We start from the raw sequence: 26,649 nt of genomic DNA on the forward strand, positions 1-26,649 counted from the left end.
GTATACTAAAAAAGTAAGTAAGTAACAAAAAGGAGGAAGATATAAAAATGTCTAAACAGTTTATTGATGCACTCAAGAACAGACGTTCCATATATGGAATCAGCAAGGAGCAGGTGATCTCCGACGAGAAAATTCAGGAGATCGTCAACGACGCGGTGAAATACACGCCGTCTTCTTTCAACTCGCAAAGCACACGCGTTGTCGTTCTGCTTGGCGAGCAGCATGACAAGCTGTGGAATGTAACGGAGAACGTGCTGAAAGCCGTTGTTCCGGCTGACAGCTTTGCACCGACTGCTGAGAAAATGGCTGCTTTCCGCGCCGGATACGGCACAATCCTGTTCTTCGAAGATTATGAAGTCATTGAAGGACTGCAAGCAAGCTTCCCTTCTTATGCAGACAACTTCCCGGTATGGTCCCACCATACTTCGGCGATGCACCAATTGGTCATCTGGACCGCGCTTGAAGTCGAAGGCCTTGGCGCCAGCCTGCAGCACTACAACCCGCTGATCGACCAGAAGGTTGCCGCAGAGTGGAACATTCCTGCAAGCTGGAAACTGATTGCCCAAATGCCTTTCGGCAAACCGACAGTTCAGGCAGGCGAGAAAGAATTCAAGCCGCTTGAAGACCGCGTTAAAGTATTCAAATAAGCAGTACGGAATTTTTATACTTAATTTAAGAGAAGCACCTCACGTCTTATGCGCGGGGTGCTTTTTTTGCGTGCCATGCTATTCTGCAGCCGATTTGGAGCGTCCGCCGCCAAGCGTGCGAATCTGCTCCTCCATGATGCCGCTGACCTTGGCTGCAAAGTCAATGAGCAGCTCGATCTGCTCTGCCGTATAGGACGAGCCGAGCTGGACCACGGAATCGTGCAGCGGCTTGAAGGTCTCGCGAACTTCGTCCCTGGCAAAATAGTCGGGGACGATGATGACCCGGCGTCTGTCGGACGGGTCCTGCTCTCTCCGCACGTAACCCGCTTTCTCCAGACGGTCGATCAGGGCGGTGACGGTGCCGGTGGAGAGACCGGTAATTTTGGAGAGCTCTCCGGCCGTAATCGGACCGGTTTCCCACAATATATCTACGGATTTCAAATCGGTGTTGGATAAACCGAGGGAACTGGCGACATGCTGTTGGTACAGGACGGTCCTGGTTCCCAGCTTTCTCATTTGCGAAGCCAACCGTTCTTCAGGTGATGTGTTGCCCTCAGCATTTTGACTTGACAAAAGCAAGACCTCCTCTTAGAATCTGAATATCTTGATGATCGAGATACTTGAATTCCGAGATAATGACTTGGTTTCATTTTATCGGAAGGGACAATACATTGTAAAGGAGATAACCAATGGAAGCGACGAAAAGCAACATTAAAATGGTCGTAGCAGGGCTGCTGCTGGCCATTTTTATGTCTGCCATTGACAATACCATTGTCGCCACCGCCATGGGTACGATCGTATCCGATCTTGGGGGGCTGGACAAATTCGTCTGGGTCACCTCGGCCTATATGGTGACGACGATGGCCGGCATGCCGATCTTCGGCAAGCTGTCGGACATGTACGGGAGGAAGCGTTTTTTCATTTTCGGCTTAACTGTGTTTTTACTGGGGTCTGCGCTGTGCGGGCTGGCCCAGACGATTGAACAGCTGAGCTTGTACCGGGCGATTCAGGGGATCGGGGGAGGCGCGCTCCTGCCGATCGCGTTTACGATTATTTTCGATATTTTTCCGCCGGAGAACCGGGGCAAAATGACCGGGCTGCTCGGAGCCGTATTCGGATCGGCCAGCGTGGTGGGACCGCTGCTCGGTGCGTATATCACCGAATACGCCGGCTGGGAGTGGGTTTTCTACATCAACGTGCCGATCGGCATCGTGTCCCTGATTTTCATTTTGCGCAGTTACAAAGAGTCCCCATCCCATAACAAGCAAAAAATCGACTGGTGGGGCGCATCGACGCTCGTTATTTCCGTCATCAGCCTGATGTTCGCACTGGAGCTGGGCGGCAAGGAGTACGCGTGGGATTCCGCACCGATTATTGCTCTGTTTGCCAGCTTTGCGGTATTCTTCATCATCTTCTTCTTCGTGGAGCTGAAAGCGAAGGAGCCGATATTGCCGTTCTTCCTGTTTAAACGCCGGCTGTTTGCGACATCACAGCTGCTCGCGTTTTTGTACGGCGGAACCTTTATCATCATGACGGTATATATCCCGATCTTCGTACAGGCGGTGTATGGCGGTTCGGCTACGAACGCCGGATTGATCCTGACGCCGATGATGCTGGGATCGGTGGCCGGGAGCGCCATTGGCGGGATTTTCTCCACCAAGACAAGCTACCGGAACCTTATGATCATGTCGGTCATTTTCTATTTGGGCGGCATGTATCTGCTCAGCACGCTGACCCCCGATACCGCCCGGATTTATCTGACGATCTTCATGATCATCGTCGGCTTTGGCATGGGCTTCTCGTTCTCGCTGCTGCCGACGGCATCCCAGCATAACCTGGAGCCTCGCTTCCGCGGTACCGCAAACTCGACCAACCAGTTTTTGCGGTCGCTCGGCATGACGATGGGGATCACGATTTTCGGCACCATTCAGAACAATTTGTTCACGAACCGGCTTGCTGAAAATTTCAAGGGCATGGGCGGCGGGGCCAATTCGGCCATGGCCAATGTCGGCAGTCCGCAGGAAATTTTCCAATCGGCCAACCGCGCCAAAATTCCGGCTGAAGTGCTCAACAACATCGTGGACGCCATGTCCCATTCCATTTCCCGCGTATTTCTGTTTGCGCTGATTCCGATCGCCATCGCCGCGGTCGTCGTGGCCAGCATGGGAAATGCCAGAGTCACCGTCGGCAAGGAACAAAAGGCAGCTTCGGCAAAACAGCAGAAAACGGTGTAAATCGGTTAAAAAAATGCAAGGGCTGTCCGTTTCCACGGGCAGCCCTTGCTGATTGAAGGCAAACTTTTTATTACAACACGAATGTGGACACTATTTTGATATAGGACAAGAGCGATATATTTTTTCAAGTATGCACAGGCAAAAAAACACTAAATGTCGTACCTTGACCGGGTTCACTCACAACGCGGATGAACCCGCCGTGGGCCCGGACTAAATGATGAGCAATCGATAATCCGAGGCCCGTTCCGCCTGTGTGCCGCGAACGGGCCTTTTCCACACGATAAAAACGATCGAACAGATGAGCCAATTCATCGGCTGGAATACCGATACCGGAGTCTATCACCGAGACACATACATAAAGTGCATTCTGATCCCAAACTTGATCTTCAATGACAACCGAAACCTTTCCGCCTTCCGATGTGTAACGAACTGCATTCGTCAACAAATTGATGAACACCTGCGTCATTCGTCTCGCGTCTGCCATCACCGTTACCGGCCTTGTGTTTGAAGAGAAGCGCATTTCCAGCCCGTTCTCCTCAGCCTCCACGTTCATATCGTCCACGATTTGTTCAAGTCTTGCTGAGAGATCGAGCGGTTTGCAATCCAGCGCCAATCGACCCGCCTCAGCCAGCGACAAGACATGAAGATCTTCCACAAGCAGGCCTAAGCGGATCACTTCGTCATGGAGTCTAAGCAGCATTTCCGGGGGGACAGATTGACCGGCCTGCTGAGCATTTTCTAGCTTGAGCTGCATGATCGACAGCGGGGTCCGCAGCTCATGAGCGACATCCGCTACCAACCGCCTGCGGGCGTCCTCGGCTTCCCGGAGACGAAGCGTCATGTCATTGAATGTCCGGATGACTTTGCCGTATTCGTCCTTTGATTTTACAGGAACGTTCACGTGCAGATCTCCCTGCGCAACGCGTTCGATCGCGGCAACAAGCTTTCGAAGCGGGATCGTGAGCACCCCTGAAATCCATAAACTGGCGAACAGCCCGGTTGCGATGAAAAAGAACCAATTCCCAAGCTCGAACTTCCGCATTTTTCCTGAAACGTAAGTCTTCAAATGCTCAATTTGTTCCCCGGGCGGTGCGTTCAAATAAGCTGTACGGATTTCTTCCTTGCGATATTGATCGAACAAAGACTCCATATAAGCCTGCTTGGTAACGGCATGAACACCTCCGATAATAAAAACGAGCAGTCCCATGCAGACAAATATTTTTTGGCGAACCGTGAGCGTCATGGTTGTTCACCGAATCGGTAACCGAAACCGTAGACCGTTTGAATATAACGGGGATTGGCCGAATCGTCTCCCAGCTTGCGGCGAAGATTCCGGATGTGGGAATCCATCGTTCGCTCGTATCCCATATATTCATCCGCGAGGGCGGCTTTTAACAATTGCAGGCGGCTGAAAACCATTCCGGGACGCGCAGCCAATGTGAGCAAAATTTTGAATTCGGTCGGTGTCAGTTGAATCTCCTGGCCATCCTTGAACACCTGACATTTGGTCTCGGAAATGGTCAAGTTGTCTCTTTCAAGCAGTATTGGCTTGTCTTCAGGTCCACGCAAGCGGCGAAGCAATGCCCGGATACGCGAAGACAGCTCGCGCAAGCTGAACGGTTTCGTCAAATAATCGTCCGCACCGATTTCCAGACCGACGATTTTATCCGTTTCATCCGAACGGGCTGTGACCATAATAATGCCGCAATTCGAGGTTTGTCTGATTTCAAGGCACACGTCGATGCCGCTTTTCTCCGGAAGCATCCAATCAAGCACAACGAGATCTGGCCGTTCAGATCGGGCGATTATGAGCGCTTCTTTCCCGGTACGGGCGGTCAATACTCGAAACCCTTCACGATGCAAATAGGTCTGCATCTCCTCAAGCATGCCCGGTTCGTCCTCCACAAGCAACAACTTCGGTTCCATTCGAATCCCATCTTTCCAGTTTAGTCTGCTTCGAGTAGGTGAGCTCCATCACTTACCCCCAAATTATACTGTGTTTTCACACGATCATGAATAAATCCATACAAAAGGAGGCGGATCTGCATAAGTTCTCGACATTTATTGTTTACACTGACTGTGCAATGCGAGCGATAAGCGCATAAGAACAAAAATCTTAAATTAACGAAGGCGAGGATTCAAAGATGAGTAATCTACCCGTAAACCGCAGTGAACCTGAAGATCTGGATCGTACGGTGGAAGCAGCCGATCTTTCACCGCTCGCAGTTAGAACGCGTGTCGTGTACAAGGAAGTGGCGAAGAACGAATCAAAAACAAAAAGGAGCTTTGGCCAATGAAAATAAAGATGGTGATGTTCGCTATATTTTGTGTTTTTCTACTTGTTCCATCAGTTGCTTCCGCTGCAGCGGCCAATGGTAATGTCGGATACGGAGAAGCTACCCCTGGGCGAATCTGGGCTTCGTTAGATGCGATGTTAGGCTTGATCGGCGCGATCATCGGCGGGCTTTCTTTGGCTCGCTCCGCAGGTCGATTCGGTAAGGGCAGTGGGAGGCGCGGGGCCATCGTGTCCGGGGTGGTGGGGCTGATTGTCATAGTCTACGCCCTGCTGCATTTGACCATTTTTACCGGAGATTTCGGAACCGGCAGCGGGCGGGCCGGAGCCATCATTGCCATTGTAGTAGGGCTGGTCAGTATCGTCCTTGCCGGGTTGACTTTGGTTCGATCTCGCCATTCGGGCTGATGCGTAATCGTTAAATACCTGATTTTGGCCGACCTGGACCGCTGCAAGCGGTCTTTTTTTTATTTCTGATAGGAGCAAGAGGTTTTGCTGGATCCTGTTAAAGATCATCTGACTTGGGACGTTTGTTATCTGTTCGGATAAGGAAAAATTCGGATGAATTACCTCTTGACACAAGGGAACCTCGAGGATAATATAAAATTATCTTAATTGTTTAAGATAAATAATAAAATAAGATAATTAATCGATTGAGATTAATGTGACAGCCCTCCACGATCTAAAGGAAGCGAGCCAGGATTTGTCTCGAAAGGGGAGAGAGCCTATCGTGATGAGCCGAATGGAATCGCGGGACCGTTTCGTTAAAATACAAGCAGATCGGGATTGGGTTGCAAAAAAGTCGAATGATGGAGGATGTTGAGGATGGATTATGGTTTACAGGGGAAAGTGGCTGTGATAACGGGAGGTTCGCGCGGAATTGGCAGAGCGGCTGCAAAGAAGTTCGCTGCGGAAGGAGCTCATGTCTACATCACCTATTTAAGCAACCGAAGCGAGGCGGACCGAACCATCAGCGATATTCAGTCGTCAGGAGGTTCTGGTCAGGCCGTCCAAATGTCCTTAAATGACGAGCAGAGCATTTACCGGGCCTTCAACCAAGTGAAGAAGGAGAGGGGGCGGTTGGATGTGCTCGTGAATAACGCCGTCTTTTGGGGAGAGGAAGCCGCGGTAGAGGCGAGCGCGAATGAAGCGTGGTTTTCCGTTATCGATCAGACCGTCAAGGGAACGTATATGACAACGAAAGCGGCCGTTCCGCTTATGAAGCAGGAGGGATGGGGACGATTGATTCATGTCTCTTCGAGTCTGGTATACGCCGGGAAACCGAACGAAACCGCAAATCTGACGGCCAAAGCGGCTTTGCACGGATTCAGCCGTACCTTGGCGGCGGAGCTGGCTTCGGATGGTATTTACTCCAATGTTGTCATTCCTGAGCTCACGCTGTCGGAATGGGTCCCGCACGTATTCCCGCAGCCGATGCTTGAAGATTATGCCGAATCGTTTCCGACGCGAAGGCTGGGCACCCCGGATGACGTTGCGAATTTGATCATTTATTTGGGATCAACGGCGAACAGCTTTGTCAATGGAGAAGAAATCCGCGTTACAGGCGGTAAATAACATGGGCAGAGTGCAGATCCATAAGAAGGCTGCCTCCCATCCAAATGTTGTGTGGTCAGACGTCAGGATATTTACCGGTGGAAAGGAAAAAACGTAATGTTCGAAACGATTACAAGTATGATGTTAACCTACGCGGTGACGGCGCTATGGTTGATCGTCGGAACGGCGGCCGCGGGGCTTCCTTACGTAAAAGGCATTTTTCAACGGAAGGTCTGGAGAACGTTATTGCTTTGGATCAGTTATATTGGCCTTGCATTAGCCTTGTTATGGTTCATTCTGATGATCAGCCAATGGGTTAGAAACGGCTGGTGGTTCGTTGAAGGCATCGTCAAGACGATTTTGCCCATCATGTTGATTGGCTACGTTCCCTTGGTCCTGTATACACTTCCCGTTTTAAGGAGACTGCGGGTTTCCACTGCGGACGTATCGTCTTCAGATTCGATGGTCACAACAACCGATCCGAGGCTGCTGATCCCGATCTATGCGGCCGCCCTTGCATCCGGCATTGCTGCCTTTCATACGATTTTCTCGCAGCCGACCCTTCCCGGCCTGCTGGAGACGGTGCTGATGATCACGCTATATCTCTTCGTTCTGGTTGTGCCATCCTATATCGTCATCAGAAGATATCAGGCGATCATGAAAGGTACATTTACCGTGGCTCCTTTATGGAAAAGGCTGTTGAAATTCGCCTTAGCGGGATTAACGACGGCCATTGTAGCGATCGGGGTGGTGGCCTTTCAGGCTTGGTCGGACTTTCACGCCTCGAAGCTTCCGGAAGCATCGGATATGATGAATCACCGCTGGCTGGACGAAGGAGGCGGCACGCCGACGATGATGACGGGTCATCAGAATCATGCTGACCATGCCAATATGGTGGAAGTAGCGAAACTGACGGGGGATATCTCCTCTCCTGCGGATATCCATTATGAGCTCGTTGCGCAGAAACGGGAAATGACGCTTGCGTCCGGTGCCAAGATCGAAGCTTGGACGTATAACGGCGAGGTCGCCCCCGAGCTGCGCGCAAGGCAAGGAGAGATGGTGGAAGTGAAGCTGATGAACCGGGATATCGACAAAGGTGTGACGATTCATTGGCATGGATACAACGTGCCGAACGCCATGGACGGCGTACCGGGCATGACTCAAAATGTCGTCAACCCGGGGGAATCGTTCACGTATAAGTTTCGAGCCGAGCAAGCAGGGACGTATTGGTTCCACTCTCACCAGCAGGCTGCAGAGCAAGTACGCAACGGCCTGTTCGGATCCTTTATCGTCGAACCATCAGAGGAGACGGCCAGCTACGATGAAGAGGTGACGCTCATTAATCATAATTGGAACACCGATCAGGGGGAGAAGACGGCTTTCAAGGACCAGGACCGTATACAAAAAAAACAGGTAAAGCCCGGAAAGACCGTATTACTAAGGCTCATTAACGCCAACAATCAATCCCAAAAGTACTTGCTCCAGGGGAGTGAATATAAGATCACGAGCATTGATGGCACTCCTCTCCGGCAGCCGGATCGGTTATCGGATCAAACTGCCTTCAGGCTTGCGGCGGGCGGGAGATACGACGTCACATTTACGATGCCGAATCATCCCGTACTGCTCAAATTAGGCGATTCCACGGATATGGAGGGACCGAGCGTCGTTTTTTATGGAAATTTACCGCCGGACCCAATAAGCTTTAAAGCGGAATCGAGCTTGTTTGACCCGTCTCAATACGGGAAACCGGCAGATTCAGAACTGACATCCGTGACCAGGTTCGATCGGGAATTTAGGATGGTATTGGGAAACCGGCTCGGATTTTATAACGGGAAGATGAATTATCTTTGGACCATTAACGGAGAAGTGTATCCCCATACGCCTACTTTGGTTGTCAAAGAAGGAGAGAAAATCAAAACGACGTTTATCAACAAAAGCCTCTCGGAGCATCCGATGCACCTCCACGGACATCAGATGACGGTTTTGAAGAAAAACGGCAAAAGAGTTCAAACGCCGTGGGTGACCGATACATTGAACGTTAATCCGGACGAAATGTATGAAGTGGCCTTTATAGCCGACAATCCGGGCATGTGGATGGATCACTGCCATATTTTAGACCACGCGGCTGTCGGGATGACCCTGCATCTGATGTATGACCATGTCATGCCCTCCTTTGAAGCGGGAGTGAGATCGGGAAATATGCCGGAATAAACCAATCGAAGGGAAAGATGATGAATGGAAAACCAAGCGAAAGATTTTCAATTGATGAAGGAACTGTTTATGTCGTTGAGCGAGGCCTGGAACAAGGGGGATGGAGCGGCTTACGGCGATTGCTTTACGGATGACGCAGATTACGTGACATTTATGGGCCAGCACTTGAAAGGGAAAAAGGAGATTGCGGAGGTTCATCACATGCTGTTCCAGGGTCCGCTCAAAGGCACAACATTGGATTCCACACTTACGGATGAAGTGCGGCCGCGTTTTTTAACGCCGGACATAGCGATTGTTCACGGGATCGGCGAGGTCAAATTGCCTGATCCAGCGCAGGACCCTAACGACAGGGGCTCAATAAATACGAATGTGGTAATCAGACAAGAAGGGGAATGGAAAATAGCGGCATTCCAAAACAGCCGGATCCAGTCGATGCCAGGCATTTAATCAAGCAGGCTTACCAGTACCGCCCGTGATGGGGCCAACCAAAGAAATGCAATAACGAAAAAAATGCTCTCCTTATCGTATAAGGGAGCATTTTTTTTAGCAAATCTTTAAACATTTGTATTCAACATCTGAGATGCTGTGTGATGAACAATGCAGCACGGTCCAGCGCTTGATCGGCTTCATCAAGCATACCCGTGAACGCCTGGAACACATGCGGGACGTCGGCGGTAACGTCAAGGATGACATCAACGCCTGCTGCGCGTGCACGATCGGCTAACTGCGTGGAATCGTCAAGAAGCAGCTCATTGGTTCCGGCCTGCACCAGGATCGGTGGGAATCCGGTAAGATCGGCGAACCTGGCGGGGCTTACGAGTTCATGATTCGGATCCTGTCCTGCGAGGTACATCTCGTCCGTCAATGCAAAGCCCTCACGGGTGAAGAACGGATCGAGCCCCATTTTGTTATCCATACTTGCTCCGGAATGCGTCTTATCGAGCCCCGGCGAGAACGTCACGACTGCTGCTGGCATCGGCAGGCCTGCGTCCCGTGCCATCAGGCAAGTCGAGACAGCAATACCGCCGCCAGCGGAGTCGCCGGCAAACGCAATAGACGACGCCTGGACTCCATTATCCAGAAGCTCACGATAGGCTGCGAGAGCATCCTCAAGAGCCGCAGGGAACGGATGCTCCGGGGCGAGGCGATAATCGAGTGAGACGGACCGGATACCGGTCTTGTCGACCAGGTTTGCGGTAAGGGACATAGCCGTGTAGGGGGAGCCCATAATATACGAGCCGCCATGGAAATAAAGAATGATTCCTGGGCGGGTATCCTGTGCAGGGTCAACGATCACACCGGGTCGATTACCAATGGTTGTCGGCGTGGTCCGCACGCCCGCAGGTACTAACATCGTTGCCATCATGGCAGCGAAGTTCGCGCGCATCTCCTCGACGGTTTGCGGCTTGGCAGGGTTAGGACGCCGCAGCATTTCATCCAATTTGTTACGTTGTTCTCTAGACATATGAATATTCTCCTTCGCTTTATTATATCGCTTTCTACCGTCAATCTCTCCCAACGATCCGGCGTATTCATAGTGTATAATATGAATGTGACAGAACTTGTCACTATAATCTTTTGGGGGTAAATATGATGGGGAAGTCAAGGCGCCTGATTGAATTGATGATGGCGGTAAATCGAAAGCGGAAATTCACCGTCAAAGAGCTTGCCGAAGAATTTGGTGTGTCTACCCGAACCATGCTACGCGATTTGCAGGAGCTGAGTGGAATGGGAGTGCCTTTATACTCTCAAGTTGGAGCGGGAGGCGGATACCATGTTCTGACTGAGCGAAGCCTCCCACCGATCTCATTTACGGAAAATGAGGCATTCTCCATATTTTTTGCTTCCCATGCCCTTCGACACTTCAGCTCGCTGCCTTTCGAGGCATCTGCAAAATCCGCACTTCGAAAATTTTACAGGTACTTACCGGAAGATGTGAAAGGTCAGATCGACGAGATGCGAAACCGAATTGACTTCTTTACGCATACACGCCCAGAACAAGCTGGCTGCCTTGAGTTATTGCTCCAAGCGTCCATTAGAAGGTTGCCCGTAACAATCAATTATGGAATTCGAAAGAATGGTACCCATGAAAGAACGATTCAACCCATCGGTATATATGCCCATGAGGGATATTGGTTTTGCCCAGCTTACTGCTATTTGCGACAAGCTTTCCGATTATTCCGGGTAGATCGGATAGGGTCAGCCGTCTTGGCGGATGCCGAAGCGTCAACGCCTGCAGTGGATGTTTCAGAGGTGGATTTAACGAACTGGGGGCCTCATTTCTACAGCACACGGGAAAGCGTAGATGTTCAAGTGAAACTAACGGCAAAAGGGATTGAGTTATTCCGAGAAAAGAGCTGGATTTTCCCTTGGGGAGAAGTACATCGTTCCGAGGACGGCACAGGCATACTGGAAATGGGTATCTTCCCTTCCGAAATACCATTCTTTGCTGATTATTTTTTTTCTTTTGGTGCTGAAGCGGTCGTGCTCCAATCGGAAGAGCTAAGAGAAGCGGTCAGAACAAAGCTGGTCCGTGCTCTCGAAGAGTACAGCATTCCACAATCCTAGTCTTCCGATTTCAATTTTATTGGGGTGGATGTAGATTTCTCTCTCGAGTTAGTTGCGGAGAACAAGTGTCCTAAGCAAAAGTAACTTGATACCTTCACGGCCGTCCAGCGATTTGGGCGGCTTTTTGTGTGTTCGCTAATGTGCTTTCGCTAAAGTGTAATTTTTAACTTTTAACTGGCAGAAAAATGACAGATTTTAATCGGCATAGTAGAATAATAGAGAAATCATGTTTACCAGCAATGAACGGTGTAAAATTATGTCGAGAGAGGGATTTGACCATGTCGGATCAGCATTTGAAACCGGATTCGCAAGAGAGCCAGGTTCAGTCCAAGGAACTGCTCGATGCGCTGATGGCTTTTAAAAAGGGAGATTTTACATACCGCATGCCATACGATCAGACGGGCATCGCCGGAAAAATCGCAGACACCTTTAATGAGATCATGGAAATGCAGGAGAGCCTTGTGTCCGAAATCGATACCGTTGCCAGGGTTGTCGGTAAAGAGGGCAAGCTGTCGCGCAGGTTTTCCCATAAAAATACCGGCGGGTCTTGGGAGGCGGCCGTAGAATCGTTAAACGGTCTTGTCAGTGACCTGATCCAGCCGACCAGCGAGATGGTGCGCGTGATCAACGCGGTTGCCCAGGGCGATTTGAGGCAAAAGGTGGATCTGGAGTTTGAAGGGCGGCCGCTGACCGGCGAGTTCAAAAAATCCGCCAACAACATCAACAAGATGGTCAACCAGCTGAGCAAGTTTGCTTCCGAAGTGACCCGCGTAGCCAAAGAGGTAGGGACCGAAGGCATTTTGGGCGGTCAAGCCGATGTTGAAGGCGTCTCAGGGACATGGAAAGATCTGACCGACAGCGTGAACGGCATGGCGGCTAATCTGACGAGCCAGGTCCGCAGCATCGCCGAAGTGACGACGGCAGTGGCCAAGGGCGATCTCACCAAGCAGATCACGGTCAATGCCAGCGGCGAAATTTTGGAATTGAAAAATACGATTAATACGATGGTGGATCAGCTGTCGACCTTTGCGTCTGAGGTCACCCGAATGGCCCGCGAGGTCGGCACGGAAGGAAAGCTCGGCGGGCAGGCGAACGTCAAGGGCGTGTCCGGCACGTGGAGAGATTTGACGGAGAGCGTCAACGACATGGCCACGAATTTGACGGATCAGGTCCGCAATATCGCGGTCGTTACGACGGCTGTTGCCAACGGGGATTTATCGAAAAAAATTACCGCCAACGTTCAGGGTGAAATCCTGGAACTTAAAAATACGATCAACACGATGGTGGACCAGCTGTCCATGTTCGCTTCCGAAGTGACGAAAATTGCCCGCGAAGTCGGCACCGAGGGCATATTGGGCGGACAGGCGGAGGTCAGCGGCGTAGCGGGAACATGGCGTGACTTGACCGAAAGCGTCAATTCCATGGCCAGCAATCTGACCAACCAGGTCCGCAACATCGCCGAAGTGACGACAGCGGTGGCGAAGGGCGACCTGTCCAAGCACATTACGGTTAACGCCAAGGGTGAAATTCTCGAGCTGAAAAATACGATCAACACGATGGTGGATCAGCTTAGCACGTTTGCGTCCGAAGTGACCCGCGTGGCCCGCGAGGTCGGAACGCTCGGCATGCTTGGCGGTCAGGCGCAGGTGAAAGGCGTGGCCGGCACGTGGCGCGATCTGACCGAAAACGTCAACTACATGGCCTCGAACCTGACGAACCAGGTGCGCAATATCGCCGTCGTGACGACGGCGGTGGCGAACGGGGACCTGTCGAAGAAGATCACTGCGGACGTGCAGGGCGAAATCCTTGAGCTGAAAAACACGATCAACACGATGGTGGATCAGCTCAGCACGTTTGCGTCCGAGGTTACCCGCGTGGCCCGCGAGGTCGGCACGGAAGGGAAACTCGGCGGACAGGCTGAGGTCCGGGGCGTCGGCGGCACGTGGAAGGATTTGACCGAAGGCGTCAACAATATGGCCCGCAACCTGACGAATCAGGTGCGGAACATCGCCGAAGTGACGACGGCGGTAGCGAAGGGCGATTTGTCCAAGAAGATTACGGTCGACGTCAAAGGCGAACTGCTCGAGCTGAAAAACACAATGAACACGATGGTGGACCAGCTCAGCAATTTTGCGTCGGAAGTCACGCGGGTGGCCAGCGAGGTCGGAACAGAAGGCAAGCTCGGCGCCCAGGCGAACGTCAAGGATGTGTCGGGTACCTGGAAGGACCTGACCGATACGGTGAACAACATGACGCGCAACCTGACGATCCAGATGCGGAACATTGCCGGTGTGACGACAGCGGTCGCCAACGGAGATCTGTCCAAGAAAATTACGGTCGACGTCAGCGGCGAGCTGCTGGAGCTGAAAAATACAGTCAATACGATGGTGGATCAGCTGAACTCGTTTGCCTCCGAGGTCACGCGCGTCGCCCGCGAAGTCGGAACGGACGGCAAGCTGGGCGGACAGGCGCAGGTGAGCGGGGTCGGCGGCATCTGGAAGGATTTGACCGACAACGTTAACATTATGGCGAACAATCTGACGGATCAGGTCCGCGGCATCGCCAAGGTCGTGACCGCCGTGGCGAACGGGAACCTGAAGCAGAAGCTGAACGTGGATGCGAAGGGCGAAATTGCCGAATTGGCCGATACGATCAACAATATGACCGAGACGCTGGATACGTTCGCCGATCAGGTCATTACCGTCGCCCGTGAGGTCGGCGCAGAAGGAAAGCTGGGCGGTCAGGCCAGCGTTCCGGGAGCCGCAGGCACCTGGCGGGATTTGACCGACAATGTCAACTATATGGCGAGCACATTGACCACGCAGGTCCGTGCAATCACCAATGTGGCTACGGCGGTAGCCAAAGGGGATCTGTCCCGGACGATCGATGTCGCTGCGGCCGGCGAGGTTGCCGCGCTGAAGGACAATGTGAACGAAATGATCCGGAACTTGAAAGAGACGACCCGCATCAATACCGAGCAGGACTGGCTGAAGACCAATCTCGCCAAGTTTTCGAGATTGCTGCAGGGACAGCGCGACCTGTATGCCATCAGCCGCATGATCCTGTCGGAGCTGGCGCCGCTCGTGTCGATTCAGCACGGCGTCTTCTATATCAACGAGCCGGAGAACGACGAACCGGTGCTGACGCTGTTTGCCAGCTACGCCTACCAGAACCGGAAGCATCTGTCGAACCGCTTCCGTGCCGGCGAAGGGCTGGTCGGCCAGTGCCTCGTGGAGAAGCAGCGTATCCTGCTGACGAACGTGCCGCATGATTATGTCATGATATCATCGGGACTCGGCGAAGCCGTGCCGCTCAATATCGTGCTGCTGCCGATTATATTCGAGGAGCATGTGCTTGGCGTGCTGGAGCTGGCGTCCTTCCGGGCGTTTACCGAGATCGATCTGGCTTTCCTGGATCAGCTGACCGAATCGATCGGCATCGTCGTGAATACGATGCAGGCCAACCGCCGGACGGAGGAGCTGCTCATGCAGTCGCAGTCCCTGACGGAGGAGCTGCAGAAGCAGCAGATGGAGCTTCAGCATACGAATGAGGAGCTGGAGGACAAGGCGAAGCTGCTCGTCCTGCAAAAGGCCGAGGTCGAGAGCAAAAACCAGGAGGTCGAGGTTGCGAAGCAGTTCCTCGAGGAGAAGGCGGAGCAGCTTGCGCTGACCTCACGCTACAAATCGGAGTTTTTGGCCAATATGTCGCATGAATTAAGAACGCCGCTCAATTCCCTCCTCCTTCTTGCCGAACAGCTTGCGGATAACCCGGATGAGAACTTGAGCGAACATCAGGTCAAATTCGCCAAAACGATCCAGGATTCAGGGCTGGAACTGCTGAACCTGATCAATGAAATTTTGGATCTGTCCAAAATTGAATCGGGCACCGTAACGCCGGACTTCAGCGAAGTGTCCCTCAAAGCGCTGACGGACAGCCTCGACCGGTCGTTCCGCCCGATGGTGGATAACAGCCTGCTTGAGTTCAGCATCAAGGTGGATCCGAACGTGCCGGATACGGTGGTTACCGATCAGAAGCGGCTGCAGCAGGTGCTCAAAAACCTCCTGTCGAACGCCTTTAAGTTCACGGAGAAGGGCCAGGTTACTTTGGCCCTGCGGCGGGCCAGCGAAGGCTGGAGCAGGGATAACGAATCGCTGAACCAAGCGCCGAACGTGCTGTGCTTCTCGGTCAGCGACACCGGAATCGGTATTCCGGAGGACAAGCAGCAGATCATTTTCGAGGCGTTCCAGCAGGCGGACGGCAGCACGAACCGGGTGTACGGGGGCACGGGGCTCGGATTGGCCATTTCCCGTGAGATCGCCCAATTGCTTGGCGGGGAACTGACGCTATACAGCGTCGTCGGTAAAGGCAGCATTTTCAACCTCTACCTGCCGGTCGACATGGAAATGGGGCCGCAGGAGGAAACGCCGAAATACGTGCCGGAAATCATCGACGTCACGCCGCCGGAGCAGAAGCTGACCTTCAGCCGCAAGGCGGATGACGTGAACGACGACCGCGAGCGGATCGAGCCGGGAGATCGCGTCTTTCTTATCATTGAAGACGACGTGAAGTTTAACGAAATCCTGCTGGAGCTGCTGCACCGGAAGAATATCAAGGCGGTCATCACGACAAAAGGATCCGGCGCACTCGAGCTGGCGAGAAAATACCAGCCTGAGGCGATTACGCTCGATCTGCGCCTCGGCGATATGGACGGCTGGATGGTCATTGAGCACTTGAAGAACGACTTGGCAACCCGGCATATTCCGGTCTGCGTCATCACCGTCGAAGAGGATGAAGTTGAACTGCTCCGCAAGGGAGTCTATGAGTATGTCTGCAAGCCGGTCACCAACGAAGACCTCGAGAAGGCGCTGGATCAGCTGAGCCGGTTTGCGGCTGAACATAGCCGCAGCCTGCTGCTGGCCGCAACGGAAGATGAGCGCTGCCAGGAATGGGCGGCTCTTCTGGGCAGCGGGGACATGCGGATCGTCATGGCGCAGACCGCCCGGGAAGCGCTCGAGACCTTGAAGAATGAGCATTTTGACTGCGTGCTCGCGGATAACGATTTGGAGGATATGAACGTTCTGCAGTTCGTCCGGGAAATGCAGAAAAATCCAAAGAACAAGCACATGCCATTGGTCTTGAACCGGAGCGTCAAATGGAACCATGACCAGGAGGAGGAACTGGAAGAGCTGACCAAATCCGCGGTCATCAAAGAGGTCAAGACGCCGGCCCAGATGATCGACGAGACGAGCCTGTTCCTGCACCGCAAGCTGGATGACCTGCCAGAACAGGCGGGAGAGCTCGTGCGCAAGCTGTATCAATCCGACGAGATGATTCAGTATAAAAAGGTTCTGGTAGTGGACGACGACATCCGCAACATTTTTGCCTTGACTACGATCCTGGAGCGTCATCAGATGATGGTCGTTCCTGCTGAAAACGGACACGAGGCCATTCAAATTCTGGAGCAGACGCCGGATATCGAGATCGTGCTGATGGACATCATGATGCCGGTCATGGACGGCTACGAAACGACGCGGGCGATCCGCAGCAAGCCGCAGTTCAAGGATCTCCCGATCATTGCTCTGACCGCCAAGGCGATGAAAGGCGACCGGGAGGAATGCCTGGAAGCCGGAGCATCCGACTACATTACCAAGCCGGTGAACAGTGCGCAGCTGTTGTCGATGATCCGCAGCTGGCTCGGAACGACGGCACCTGAGGAAGATGCCGGGCCGGACCTGGAGGAGTAGAAGGAACGGACATTTTAGAGATGTTTCCCGCTGTTTCCGGTGGGAGGCATCTCTTTTTCTATTCTCGGCAATGTCCCTATCACAATAAGCCCCTGTCCTTTGATCCAGTTTGGCGGAGAGATCGTGATTTCCAGGGATGTTTTGCCTTTCGGCGGAATGGTTAGACTCTTTATAGACGGGCCGCGGCCGCTTCATCTGCACCAACCGTACCCGGAGATGAAGGCAATGACTACTACGCAGAAAGAAGGGCTTTGTAATGAACGATTCTCTCAAATCCGTAACCGACTGGCTGAACGCGCATAAACAGCAGACCGTTATGATCCGCAAACAGGAGCTTGAGGACATCGACCAGACACGAATCACACTGGAGGATGTGGAATACAAACCGAGCACACCGACGATTGACGAATATACCGAAGGGGATTCGCTGATCCTGCACGGCAGCGGAGCCGTGGTGAACGAGCAGGGAGATATCCCGCTTCCGCAGAGCACATACCAAATTTACGTTGACGGATTGAAGCACGCGAATGTGCAGGACCAGCAGCTTTCTATGGAAACGGAACGGGCAAAATATGAAATTTTCATACAATCGTGAAAAATTTCAATAAGTATCTTTGCATATTCCAATAAATGTGGTAAAGTAAAAACTGACCTTATGACTGGAATTGAAAATTGGTCAGTTTTTGCTGATACGCGTTTAGATGGGAGGAGAACATCATAGGATCGGTCGACCGGAAGAAACAGGTGCTGGGCGCGGCTGCCCAGTCCTTTTCCTTGTTCGGGTACAAGGCGACGACGATGGAGCAGGTAGCGAAGATCGCTAATGTGGGAAAAGGAACGATTTATACGTTTTTTGATACGAAGGAACAGCTGTTTGACGAAATTCTGCACGGCGTCATCTCCGAAATGAAAACGATCATTGAGCGGGAAGTGGATCACCGGAAGCCGTTTTTCGACAACCTGTTCCGGGTTCTGGATTCCCTTCTGGAATTCCGGGGGGAACATGAGCTGCTGATCAAGCTCTCACAGGAGGTCAGAGACTTCGGGACGCCACAGTCCCAGGAGGCGATGAGCCGGGTGGAGGGTGTCATCCTTGGCTACATGGAGAAGGAAGTCCGGTTCGCGGTGGAGCAGCACGAAATCCGTGAATGCGATCCGTCCGTCGTCGCTTTTCTCATGCTGAAAATGTATGTCGCCTTGACGTCCGAATGGAACAAACAGCATCAAAAAACGTTAACGAAGGCGGAAATCAGACAGCACTTCCGGCTGTTTCTGGAAGAAGGGCTGTCTGTGAAATAACCGGGCATGCATTATATCCCTTTATAAAAGCAGGGGCCGCTGCGGCCTTTATCAGGCGCCACGGCGAAGTACCCGTGTACGTCTCGGAGCAATGGCCCCACGATGTGGGGTTCTTTTGTCCGGAGTATTTCCGTATGCGCAAAACTGACCAATTGAAGAAATCAGTCAATGATACTCGGGAGTGTCTGAGTCATACTAAATAACGTAAAGGGGGAAGCCCGGGAACATGAAATCAATAGCCGTGTTTTTTAAAGATTTGGCGGCGGCCGTAAAAAATCCGAAAGTGCTCATTCCGGTCATTGCCGTCATGTTTATTCCGATTTTGTACAGCGGCGTATATTTGGCGGCCTTTTGGGACCCCTACGGTCATCTGGACCAACTGCCGGTAGCGGTGGTCAACAAGGATAAGGGCGCCGAATTCAAAGGCAAGCAGCTCCACATCGGAGACGATTTGGTGGACGAACTGAAGAAAGGCAAGGACTTTGACTGGGAATTCGTTAGTGAAAAAGAAGCTGAGCAGGGAATCAAGGATAACCGCTATTATATGAAAATTACGATCCCTGAGGATTTTTCCAGCAAAGCGACGACGCTGATGGATGAAAATCCGCAGCCGGCCAGCATCGAATACGAGCCGAACGGAGACTACAACTTTGTGGCCTCCCAGATCGGCAATACGGCCGTTAAAGATATCAAGTCCAAAGTATCCGCGAAGGTAACGGAATCGTATACCGACAGCCTGCTGGACAATTTTACGGAGGTATCGGACGGTTTGGCCGAAGCCGGTGAAGGCGCGGGCAAGCTGCACAACGGTACCAACGATCTGGATGAAGGAGCCGTCAAGCTGAAGGAGAACCTCGGCAAGCTGGCCGCAGGCACACTGGAAGCGAAGGACGGCATGGGGCCGCTGGCCAAAGGGGCAAGCGACCTGACCAAAGGTGTTGGCGACCTGGAAGGCGGCGCCAAGCAGCTTGCCGGCGGGCTCAGCCAGCTGAGCAGCGCGCAGGGTCAGCTGACCGCTGGGGCCGTGTCGGCCCAGAAGGGCGGCGAGCAGCTGTATCAAGGGCTGCAGTCCTCGCTCAAGGGAGCCCAAGACCTGAATGCCGGTCTGAAGAGCGCCGACGAGGGCGCAGCCGGACTGGAATCCGGCCTGAAGGCGTCGGAGAAGGGAAGCTCCGATCTGGCGAGCGGCCTTGAATCTTCCGCAGGCAGCGCTCAGAAGGTCGCCGACGGCGCCAAAGGCGTGGCCGACGGCCTGCAGCAGCTGGCCAAAGCGAGCCCTGAGCTCGCGGCAAACCCTGAGCTGCAGAAGCTGATCGCAGCCAGCCAGGCGGTAGCCGACGGCAGCGCCCAGCTCGCGCAGGGTCAGCAGCAGCTGGTCAGCGGGGCGAATTCGCTGCATGAGGGCCAGAAGAAGCTGGCCGGCGGCGCGGCCCAGCTGCATGCGGGCACGCAGCAGCTCACCGCAGGCAGCGGACAGCTCGTACAAGGCCAGCAGCAGCTCGTGGCCGGCGCATCCAAGCTGAATGCCGGCCAGCAACAGCTTACGGCCGGCCTGCAAACGTTCGGCCAGAAGCTGTCCGAAGCGGCCGGCGGCAGCCAGAGCCTGGTGGGCGGCGCCCAGCAGCTCCTGGCAGGATCCAGCCAGCTGCAGGGCGGCGTGAACAAGCTGGCCAGCGGGCTTGGAACACTTGCCGACGGTTCGCAGCAGCTGAACAACGGCGCAGGTGACCTGAAGAGCGGCATCAGCAAGCTGGAGGACGGTTCGAAGGAGCTGCAGACGAAGCTGACAGACGCGGCGGATAAAACCTCCGAGCTCAAGAAGACCGATGCGCTTGTGGAAATGTTCGCTTCCCCGGTGGATACGAAGGAAATCGATGACCGCAAGGTGCCGAACTACGGCACAGGCCTGACGCCGTACTTCATGTCGCTCGGATTGTTCGTCGGAGCGCTCATTTCGACGCTGGTCATTTCGCTCAAAGGAACGACGGTTCCCGGCGCTTCCGGCTTCAGCCGGTTTGTCAGCCGTTCGCTTTCCTTCGCGGGCATGAGCTTGTTCCAGTCCGTGGTCGCGGCAGCGATCATTCTGTACGGACTGGGGCTGGAGGTTCGAAGCGTACCGCTCTTCTTCCTCTTCTCCTTTATTACGAGCTTGACGTTTATGTTTATCGTGCAGGCATTCGTCACCTGGCTGGATATGCCGGGACGCTTCCTGATCATCATCCTGCTGATTCTGCAGCTGGCAACCAGCGCCGGAACGTTCCCGCTGGAGCTGATTCCGGATTGGCTGAAGCCGCTGAATCCTTGGCTTCCGATGTCCCACAGCGTGCTCGGATACAAGGCGATTATCGCCAGCGGAGATTTCGATCTGGTGTGGAAGCAGGCAGGCATACTGGGGATTGACGCCGTAATTTTCCTTGCTTTGACCCTTGTCTACTTCCTTATCAAGGGCCGCAAGGCGAAGGAAGTTTCTGCAGAGCCGCAAACGGCTTAATTGCACTCGCGATAACCATCCATTCACAGGAGTTCCGGTTCTTCCAATCGAAGGACCGGAGCTCCTTTTCGCCTTATCACGCATAAGATGATACGGGTAGATTTCGGACATTGACGATATTGGGTATAATAAGAAGATACAGACAGGAATGAGGGTAGATAAAAAGATGATAATTCTGAAGACGAAAGACCAGATCAAGTACATGAAAGAAGCGGGCGAAATTTTGGCTGCCTGCCACCGTGAGATCCGCAAGATGATCGCTCCCGGCATCACCACTATAGAGATTGACCGTTTCGCAGAGCAATTCATCCGCAAGCATGGGGCTACGCCCGAGCAGAAAGGATACAACGGTTTTCCTTATGCGACCTGCACTTCGGTAAACGACGTGATCTGCCACGGCTTTCCGGGCAAAACGGTGCTGAAGGACGGGGATATCATTACCGTGGATATGGTGGTCAACCTGAAAGGCTGGCTGGCCGACTCTGCATGGTCCTATCCGGTCGGAAACATTTCCGAGCAGGCGCAGCGCCTGCTGGACGTGACGCATGAATCCCTGTACAAAGGAATCGAGAAGGCGGTCATCGGCAACCGGATCGGCGACATTTCGCATGCGATCCAGGTTTATGCCGAAGGTGAAGGCTTCTCGGTCGTACGCGATTTCATCGGCCACGGCATCGGGGAGGAAATGCACGAAGCGCCGCAGGTTCCCCACTACGGGCCGGCGAATGTGGGTCCACGGCTGAAGGAAGGCATGGTGATTACGATCGAGCCGATGCTGAATACCGGAACATATCGGAGCAAGATGGACAGCGATGGCTGGACCGCCAGAACGCTGGACGGCGGACTTTCGGCCCAGTACGAGCACACCCTCGCGATTACGGCGAACGGACCGGAAATTTTGACGGCACAGTAATCGAATTCCCTAGACGGCCTTCTGAAATACAAAAAGAGAAGCATCCTTGTGATGCTTCTCTTTTTGTATGTGGAGTGCAAGCTACCTCAAATACACTGCTACGCAGATGATAATGGCCAGGACCACGGTCACCACGTACATGGAAGTCAGCTTGGACAAATTCTTCTTCGTACGATGCTCGTATTCCGGGTTACGCTTCTTGTTTTCTGCGGAAAAACCGACCCAGAACGTCCCGACAGCAGCCAGCAGGGCGATGCCGATCACGACGATGTAAATCCACATATACAATCACCTTCCTTGATCCTTGGCTGTGCATGACAGGAACGCATTCTTTGCTTCATCATACCATGCACCGGTGGATCAGTGAACCCTTTGCTTGTACTTTCCGGAGTTCACCATCGTAATGGTGACGTCCACGTTTTTCAGCATATCCTCAGTCAAAATAAAATCGGACTGCTTGCTGAGCTCCCTCCATTTGCCAGGGTATTTCCGGTAAAGCTTGTCCTCCAGCATCAGCACGTCGGATTTCAGGGCAACGCCTTTTTTATAGCTCTCGATGACTTCCTTCTTGACCAGTTCGGCGGCCATTTTCTCCAGCGTCGACTCCGGTGTATCCTTGATGAGCAGATCTATATAGGATTTAAGCCCGATCCGGATATTGAAGTGTATTTTATCGTTCTCCAATTTGGGTTCGACGACAAAATGCGGCTTCATCAGAACCAGGCCGGCCACAGGGGTTTCGCCGACTGGGATGTTGATGGGTGTCTGTTCAAGCTGCTGCTGAATCCAGCGGGTTCCCCTCAGGTCATCCTCCGACAGCCATCCGCGGAGCTCCCGGTTGTCAAAGAAATAAGCTCCGTTCACCCGGAGCATCGGGTGGTCCTTTTTATCTTCATACCAGTCCTTAATGTCGATCGTCAACGATGGAAGAATTGCTGTCCCGCTTGGTTCTCTCAGCTGGGCTAAAATTTTGAACTCGTAAATGGGCAGGATGAACGAACGCTGCGTATAAATCTGCTGCGGTGATTCCAATACGCTTTCCAGTGGAGAAAAATTCAGGATGGACTTCTCCGTCAAAATGTCTTGAATCGGATTTCTCGTCCCGTACAGCAGCACGTTATAGCGGACCTCCCGGAACCGGTTCAGCATGTCAAACACTTGGTCCATGCCATGCTTGAGCAGCCGCTCGGAACAAACGACCGCTTTCATATGGCCCCAAAATACACGGCGCTGGGCTGTCGAGTAGATGGACGTCAGCGATTCGGTCACGGTCTTCCCTTCCCCCGTACCGATCCAGATCGGCACGACTTTACCGACCTGGGCATTTTGGGATTGAGCAACATTCGAGAAGTTCAGTACCTGTATGTAGCTTTTATATTTTCCATCCTCATAATCAAGTCCGATCGCCGTCACATAGGCCATATTCTGAATATCCTTGGAGTTCCAGCATCCCGGCAGGAGAAGCAGCAGCGCACAGCACACGATGGATAGCACCGTTCTTTTCATGTCGGAGATTCCCCTTGATGATCCGGATCCTGCGGATTCAGGAAGGAGGTGCGGCTTTTGACTTTATCCCACGGCAGACGGATGACCGAGTTGATAAAATCCTTGAACCGGAAAGGCGAAACCGGCGCAAGATAGGATTCTCCGAACGTCCGGAGGCGGGATACGTAGATCAGCAGCAGAATCAAGCCGAGAATGAGACCGTACATGCCCAGAAACGAGGCGATCAGGAACAAGGTGAACCGGATGACACTGATGACCGAGGTTAAGCTTTGGTTGACCAGGGTCGCGCCGGTGACGGTCGTAATGGCGCCTACGACGACCGATGACGGAGAGACCAGCCCGGCACGGATGGCGGCGTCGCCGATGATAAGACCGCCAATGACGGTCAAGGTCTGGCCGATCGTAGTGGGCAGCCGGATGCCGGCCTCGCGGAAAATCTCAAACAGCAGGAGCAGCAGAAACAGCTCCATCTGAGCGGAAAAGGGCAGGCCCAGACGGGTCACCGAAATGGTCGCCAGCATCCGGTATGGGAGCTGGTCCTGGTGAAATGCAGTCAAGGCCACCCAGAATCCCGGCAGAGCCACGGACAAGACGAGACTGAGCACGCGAATCAGGCGCACGAAGGAGACATAAATGTAGTTAAAGTGGATGTCTTCCGGCGACTTCATGAGCAGGGACAGCGAGCCAGGACCAGTAAGCACCATCGGATTGCCGTCTACGATGATGACGAATCTTCCGTTGATCAATGAGCTGACCGCGTAATCCGGCCGGCCCGTAAAATCGATCAGCGGCAGCAGGGAATACTTCGAGTCGGACAACAATTCCTCCAACTGGCTCGCCGTATACAGTCCGTCCATGTCGATTTTGGACATCCGCTTTTTGACTTCCTCCAGGAGCTTCGGTGAGATGATGTCATCAATGTAAAGAAGCGATACGCGCGTCCGTGTTCGTCTGCCCATAATAAACGTCTCATTGCAGAGTGTTGTGCTGCGGAGCCGCTTGCGGATCAGCGCGACGTTTGTGCTGATATCTTCGGTAAAACCGTCTTTCGGGCCTTTGACGGAAATTTCAGTGGTCGACTCTTCCGGGGTCCGCTTGGGCATGTTGCTGATGTCCATCGTATACAGTTCGTTGGTATGCGGGAGGAACAGGACGACACTCCCCTGAAAGACCGCTTCTTCCACCGCGCTGCTGGGCGCGTTGTGCTCTAGCACGCTCAGCGGAAGTTTGCCTGCAAGCAGTTCGCCTTTTTTGGATGGAAGGCCGTCCTTCTCATACATGTCGTAGAGCTCCGGCAGAATGATTCTGCCGATCTGCGACGACTCGCACAGACCATCAGCAAAGACCAATACGATTTCCGAATAAGGATTGGATTTGCTGAGCCGATGCATTTGGACTTTAATATCTGCACTTTTCGCAAACAAATCGTTTAGCTTACTGAAATTCCAAAGCGTCGGATCCTCCGAGGGGTTGTCATCCTTTTGGTCTTTTTGGGACTTTTTATCATCCGACCGGCCGTCTTCTGAAGTTTTGTTATCTGTATTTTCATTTCTACTTTTACCTTTGCCGTGCTCTGCATCTTCATCGTTTCTTTTATCCTTGTCATGTTCAGGGCCGCCGTTATCCCCGTCGTCATCTTTATTGTCGTCCAGCGGTTCGCCATTTTCCTGGCCCGATTCTTCTGAAGACGGATCTTCCGATGAATGGTGGCGCCGTTTACCTGGATCCCCGCTTTTTTCGTGATCCTGGACACGTTTGTCACCATGCGGATGACTTTCTGATTTCTGGTCCTCTGCTGGTTCATTGCTCCCTTGGGGCATGTAATGTTTATTTTCAGTATCCGTCATGTCGTACGTTCCCTCCTTTTCTCCGGAATGAAGGACATGCCAACGCACAGCAGGGAATACGCGATTCCCAAGACCAGCGATGCCGGAAAATACATCCGGTACATCATGTTATAAAAGTCCTGCTGGCTGTACGGAAACATGCACAGCACGATGTAACTGAACGTAAGGGCGAGAATAAATCGGCTCCGCATCGTTTGACTGGAGAAAGGCATAATATCCGCAAGCAAAAACAAGGAAAGACTGACCCGTACGGTTGACCCGGCAAGCCACTGATACACCGACAAAAAGTCCACATGTTCCACATAATCGCCGATTTTGACAAGCCGCCACTGCTCATAAGGGGACGTGGCCTGCTTGGCCGCTTCATACGGCCCGAATTCGGTGATGGCTCCTATAACGGGTCCCAGCGTAATCCAAACCATCAACAGCGCAAACACGACCATATGCCAGGGTTTCACATGAGACCGGATCCGGTGCTGCATCGTGACGATGACGATGAGTTCGATGAACGCACCTCCCGCATACAGCATGCCATGAACAGGTGGCTCCCAGCCGTGCTCCATCAGGGGGAACAGCAATTTGTAATTTTTGTGCGCCGTATTGGCAACCGAGACGAAAATCCCCAGGAAGACGACAATAGGCAGCAGGACGCCAGCTCCAATGGCCATGGAGCGCAGCCCGGTTTTTGCCATGTACAGGCAAACAAGCGCCAGTACGGTAACGAGCACCAGCTTCGGCGTGGCCGGCAGGTAATTGGTGATCGTCCAAGTGGAGGTATGAAGAAGCGTAAGGCCACCTATTAAATACAAATACAGGCATATCGGGGCCATGAGGACCCAGGAAATCCATGGTTTGGTCCGATCGGCAAGCCATGGCTGCAGCTTCCGATTTCCGGATCTCTTCATGAACAAGACGAGCAGCAGCGACCAGGGCACGTAAAAGACCGCCGCCATGATGACGGAAACCCAGGCATCTCTGCCGGACGAGTCCAGAATCATGGGATTCACAATGACATGACTGGTCAGCCCGTTCATTAACATGAGGATCATACAGATTTGGGAGAAACTCATTCGATTGACAGAACCCATCGCGTTAATCACTCTATTCCGGTTTAGGCTTTGATAAAGGGTAGTATGGTAAGGAAAGGGGAATTTTATGTATTTACATAGATAGAACTAAAGATTTGCATGAAACTTCCTGTTAGATCGGTCCAGCAAAGGCCTAGGAGATTATTTAGTTCATTCTATGTGCGTAGAAATTTTCAAAAGATCCAGATGGAAGAGCGGGAACAACGCTTCGTTTATATGATAAAAAAAACGACCGTGCCATTGCCGGCACGGCC

At 52.9% G+C, this 26,649-nt stretch carries 21 protein-coding genes; 13 read left to right on the forward strand and 8 right to left on the reverse strand.

All coding sequences use genetic code 11. From position 1 onward, the window contains the following. The first annotated feature begins 47 nt into the window (after positions 1-47). Complete coding sequence (locus BCV73_RS08035) at positions 48-647, forward strand: nitroreductase family protein (protein WP_089546684.1); 600 nt, start codon at positions 48-50, stop codon at positions 645-647. A 78-nt stretch (positions 648-725) separates the two neighbouring features. Here the strand turns inward: BCV73_RS08035 and BCV73_RS08040 are convergent, their stop codons facing one another. Further along, positions 726-1,163, reverse strand: coding sequence for a MarR family transcriptional regulator (locus tag BCV73_RS08040; protein WP_089550152.1), 438 nt, complete (start codon positions 1,161-1,163; stop codon positions 726-728). Positions 1,164-1,336: 173 nt separating this feature from the next. Here BCV73_RS08040 and BCV73_RS08045 point away from each other — a divergent pair, with 173 nt between their 5' ends. After that, positions 1,337-2,881, forward strand: a complete 1,545-nt coding sequence (locus BCV73_RS08045; RefSeq protein WP_089546685.1) for an MDR family MFS transporter — start codon at positions 1,337-1,339, stop codon at positions 2,879-2,881. 124 nt (positions 2,882-3,005) lie between these two features. Here BCV73_RS08045 and BCV73_RS08050 read toward each other — a convergent pair whose 3' ends face one another. Continuing rightward, positions 3,006-4,124, reverse strand: a complete 1,119-nt coding sequence (locus BCV73_RS08050) for a sensor histidine kinase (protein ID WP_076167576.1) — start codon at positions 4,122-4,124, stop codon at positions 3,006-3,008. After that, on the reverse strand, positions 4,121-4,807 hold the full coding sequence (locus BCV73_RS08055) for a response regulator transcription factor (protein ID WP_089546686.1): 687 nt from the start codon (positions 4,805-4,807) through the stop codon (positions 4,121-4,123). The genes BCV73_RS08050 and BCV73_RS08055 overlap by 4 nt, the downstream gene beginning before the upstream one ends. Before the next feature lie 218 nt (positions 4,808-5,025). On the opposite strand from BCV73_RS08055, the gene BCV73_RS35395 reads away from it, so the two are divergent. The 5 genes from BCV73_RS35395 to BCV73_RS08075 all read left to right on the forward strand — a co-directional run bounded on the left by BCV73_RS35395 (position 5,026) and on the right by BCV73_RS08075 (position 9,386). Further along, on the forward strand, positions 5,026-5,178 hold the full coding sequence (locus tag BCV73_RS35395) for a hypothetical protein (protein ID WP_218828115.1): 153 nt from the start codon (positions 5,026-5,028) through the stop codon (positions 5,176-5,178). Beyond that, a complete protein-coding gene (locus BCV73_RS08060; protein WP_089546687.1) occupies positions 5,175-5,582 on the forward strand; it encodes a DUF6223 family protein in 408 nt (135 codons plus the stop codon). The genes BCV73_RS35395 and BCV73_RS08060 overlap by 4 nt, the downstream gene beginning before the upstream one ends. Positions 5,583-5,999: 417 nt before the next feature. Beyond that, the gene (locus tag BCV73_RS08065) at positions 6,000-6,749 is read left to right on the forward strand and encodes an SDR family NAD(P)-dependent oxidoreductase (RefSeq protein WP_179231925.1); all 750 of its coding nucleotides are present in this window, start codon (positions 6,000-6,002) and stop codon (positions 6,747-6,749) included. Between the two features lie 51 nt (positions 6,750-6,800). Beyond that, positions 6,801-8,939: a multicopper oxidase domain-containing protein gene (locus tag BCV73_RS08070; RefSeq protein WP_256992774.1), complete on the forward strand. Its 2,139-nt coding sequence runs from the start codon at positions 6,801-6,803 to the stop codon at positions 8,937-8,939. Between the two features lie 24 nt (positions 8,940-8,963). Beyond that, positions 8,964-9,386, forward strand: a complete 423-nt coding sequence (locus BCV73_RS08075) for an SgcJ/EcaC family oxidoreductase (RefSeq protein ID WP_089546690.1) — start codon at positions 8,964-8,966, stop codon at positions 9,384-9,386. A 121-nt stretch (positions 9,387-9,507) separates the two neighbouring features. Here the strand turns inward: BCV73_RS08075 and BCV73_RS08080 are convergent, their stop codons facing one another. Further along, positions 9,508-10,302 (reverse strand): alpha/beta hydrolase, encoded by a 795-nt coding sequence (locus BCV73_RS08080; protein ID WP_218828116.1) that lies wholly within the window; start codon positions 10,300-10,302, stop codon positions 9,508-9,510. Between the two features lie 230 nt (positions 10,303-10,532). Between BCV73_RS08080 and BCV73_RS08085 the strand changes: the two genes are divergently transcribed. The 6 genes from BCV73_RS08085 to map all read left to right on the forward strand — a co-directional run bounded on the left by BCV73_RS08085 (position 10,533) and on the right by map (position 21,954). Next, positions 10,533-11,507, forward strand: coding sequence for a helix-turn-helix transcriptional regulator (locus BCV73_RS08085; protein WP_089546692.1), 975 nt, complete (start codon positions 10,533-10,535; stop codon positions 11,505-11,507). Positions 11,508-11,785: 278 nt separating this feature from the next. Continuing rightward, complete coding sequence (locus tag BCV73_RS08090) at positions 11,786-17,251, forward strand: HAMP domain-containing protein (protein WP_089546693.1); 5,466 nt, start codon at positions 11,786-11,788, stop codon at positions 17,249-17,251. Positions 17,252-17,507: 256 nt separating this feature from the next. Then, positions 17,508-17,846 (forward strand): protein YmzB, encoded by a 339-nt coding sequence (gene ymzB, locus BCV73_RS08095; RefSeq protein WP_089546694.1) that lies wholly within the window; start codon positions 17,508-17,510, stop codon positions 17,844-17,846. Between the two features lie 122 nt (positions 17,847-17,968). Continuing rightward, positions 17,969-18,550, forward strand: coding sequence for a TetR/AcrR family transcriptional regulator (locus BCV73_RS08100; protein ID WP_089546695.1), 582 nt, complete (start codon positions 17,969-17,971; stop codon positions 18,548-18,550). Between the two features lie 226 nt (positions 18,551-18,776). Then, positions 18,777-21,041, forward strand: coding sequence for a YhgE/Pip domain-containing protein (locus BCV73_RS08105; RefSeq protein WP_089546696.1), 2,265 nt, complete (start codon positions 18,777-18,779; stop codon positions 21,039-21,041). A 166-nt stretch (positions 21,042-21,207) separates the two neighbouring features. Further along, entirely contained in the window at positions 21,208-21,954 is a 747-nt protein-coding gene (gene map / locus BCV73_RS08110) for a type I methionyl aminopeptidase (RefSeq protein WP_076169476.1), read from the forward strand. Between the two features lie 81 nt (positions 21,955-22,035). Here map and BCV73_RS08115 read toward each other — a convergent pair whose 3' ends face one another. From BCV73_RS08115 to BCV73_RS08130, 4 genes are all read right to left on the reverse strand, one after another. Further along, positions 22,036-22,236, reverse strand: a complete 201-nt coding sequence (locus BCV73_RS08115; RefSeq protein WP_089546697.1) for a hypothetical protein — start codon at positions 22,234-22,236, stop codon at positions 22,036-22,038. Positions 22,237-22,314: 78 nt separating this feature from the next. Beyond that, entirely contained in the window at positions 22,315-23,460 is a 1,146-nt protein-coding gene (locus BCV73_RS08120; protein WP_089546698.1) for a Ger(x)C family spore germination protein, read from the reverse strand. Further along, positions 23,457-25,307, reverse strand: a complete 1,851-nt coding sequence (locus tag BCV73_RS08125) for a spore germination protein (RefSeq protein WP_256992775.1) — start codon at positions 25,305-25,307, stop codon at positions 23,457-23,459. Before BCV73_RS08125 ends, BCV73_RS08120 begins: the two co-directional genes overlap by 4 nt. Beyond that, positions 25,304-26,395, reverse strand: coding sequence for an endospore germination permease (locus BCV73_RS08130; protein ID WP_089546699.1), 1,092 nt, complete (start codon positions 26,393-26,395; stop codon positions 25,304-25,306). The genes BCV73_RS08125 and BCV73_RS08130 overlap by 4 nt, the downstream gene beginning before the upstream one ends. Positions 26,396-26,649: the final 254 nt, after the last annotated feature.

The sequence above is a fragment of the Paenibacillus sp. SSG-1 genome, assembly GCF_002224835.1.
Lineage (GTDB): Bacteria > Bacillota > Bacilli > Paenibacillales > Paenibacillaceae > Paenibacillus_AQ > Paenibacillus_AQ favisporus.

What these genes read in the sequence shown, in the direction of transcription:
- BCV73_RS08035 (WP_089546684.1), top strand. Translation starts at nt 48, where the DNA reads ATGTCTAAACAGTTTATTGATGCACTCAAGAACAGACGTTCCATATAT.
- BCV73_RS08040 (WP_089550152.1), bottom strand. Translation starts at nt 1,163, where the DNA reads ATGAGAAAGCTGGGAACCAGGACCGTCCTGTACCAACAGCATGTCGCC.
- BCV73_RS08045 (WP_089546685.1), top strand. Translation starts at nt 1,337, where the DNA reads ATGGAAGCGACGAAAAGCAACATTAAAATGGTCGTAGCAGGGCTGCTG.
- BCV73_RS08050 (WP_076167576.1), bottom strand. Translation starts at nt 4,124, where the DNA reads ATGACGCTCACGGTTCGCCAAAAAATATTTGTCTGCATGGGACTGCTC.
- BCV73_RS08055 (WP_089546686.1), bottom strand. Translation starts at nt 4,807, where the DNA reads ATGGAACCGAAGTTGTTGCTTGTGGAGGACGAACCGGGCATGCTTGAG.
- BCV73_RS35395 (WP_218828115.1), top strand. Translation starts at nt 5,026, where the DNA reads ATGAGTAATCTACCCGTAAACCGCAGTGAACCTGAAGATCTGGATCGT.
- BCV73_RS08060 (WP_089546687.1), top strand. Translation starts at nt 5,175, where the DNA reads ATGAAAATAAAGATGGTGATGTTCGCTATATTTTGTGTTTTTCTACTT.
- BCV73_RS08065 (WP_179231925.1), top strand. Translation starts at nt 6,000, where the DNA reads ATGGATTATGGTTTACAGGGGAAAGTGGCTGTGATAACGGGAGGTTCG.
- BCV73_RS08075 (WP_089546690.1), top strand. Translation starts at nt 8,964, where the DNA reads ATGGAAAACCAAGCGAAAGATTTTCAATTGATGAAGGAACTGTTTATG.
- BCV73_RS08080 (WP_218828116.1), bottom strand. Translation starts at nt 10,302, where the DNA reads ATGGCAACGATGTTAGTACCTGCGGGCGTGCGGACCACGCCGACAACC.
- BCV73_RS08085 (WP_089546692.1), top strand. Translation starts at nt 10,533, where the DNA reads ATGGGGAAGTCAAGGCGCCTGATTGAATTGATGATGGCGGTAAATCGA.
- BCV73_RS08090 (WP_089546693.1), top strand. Translation starts at nt 11,786, where the DNA reads ATGTCGGATCAGCATTTGAAACCGGATTCGCAAGAGAGCCAGGTTCAG.
- ymzB (WP_089546694.1), top strand. Translation starts at nt 17,508, where the DNA reads ATGAACGATTCTCTCAAATCCGTAACCGACTGGCTGAACGCGCATAAA.
- BCV73_RS08105 (WP_089546696.1), top strand. Translation starts at nt 18,777, where the DNA reads ATGAAATCAATAGCCGTGTTTTTTAAAGATTTGGCGGCGGCCGTAAAA.
- map (WP_076169476.1), top strand. Translation starts at nt 21,208, where the DNA reads ATGATAATTCTGAAGACGAAAGACCAGATCAAGTACATGAAAGAAGCG.
- BCV73_RS08115 (WP_089546697.1), bottom strand. Translation starts at nt 22,236, where the DNA reads ATGTGGATTTACATCGTCGTGATCGGCATCGCCCTGCTGGCTGCTGTC.
- BCV73_RS08120 (WP_089546698.1), bottom strand. Translation starts at nt 23,460, where the DNA reads ATGAAAAGAACGGTGCTATCCATCGTGTGCTGTGCGCTGCTGCTTCTC.
- BCV73_RS08125 (WP_256992775.1), bottom strand. Translation starts at nt 25,307, where the DNA reads ATGACGGATACTGAAAATAAACATTACATGCCCCAAGGGAGCAATGAA.
- BCV73_RS08130 (WP_089546699.1), bottom strand. Translation starts at nt 26,395, where the DNA reads ATGGGTTCTGTCAATCGAATGAGTTTCTCCCAAATCTGTATGATCCTC.